Origin of the sequence: Psychrobacter sp. S1-30-MNA-CIBAN-0213 (assembly GCF_040309845.1) — a bacterium.
GTDB lineage: Bacteria > Pseudomonadota > Gammaproteobacteria > Pseudomonadales > Moraxellaceae > Psychrobacter.
In genome coordinates this window covers 1-314 of the sequence record NZ_JBEOPE010000040.1, presented here as the reverse complement: position 1 = coordinate 314, position 314 = coordinate 1, and the positions used below count along the sequence as shown (strand labels likewise).

The window sequence follows — 314 nt, the reverse complement described above, 5'->3', positions numbered from 1 at the left end:
AAGCCAGGTTCAATCACCCCGCATACCAAGTTTGACGCAGAAGTATATGTACTGTCAAAAGAAGAGGGTGGTCGTCACACACCATTCCTAAACGGCTATCGTCCACAGTTCTACTTCCGTACCACTGACGTAACTGGCGCAATCCAATTACAAGACGGTACTGAAATGGTAATGCCTGGTGATAACGTTGAGATGGGCGTAGAGCTTATCCACCCAATCGCTATGGACAAAGGTCTTCGCTTCGCTATTCGTGAAGGCGGCCGTACTGTAGGCGCTGGTGTTGTTGCTAACGTATTGAACTAAGATTTAACCCA

1 protein-coding gene is annotated in these 314 nt (G+C 47.8%); it reads left to right on the top strand.

Features of this window, described 5'->3' with window-relative positions; all coding sequences use genetic code 11:
• On the top strand, window positions 1-303 hold a 303-nt coding region (locus AAEY87_RS13870), incomplete at its 5' end, for an EF-Tu C-terminal domain-related protein (RefSeq protein WP_502945482.1).
• Window positions 304-314 lie beyond the last annotated feature (11 nt).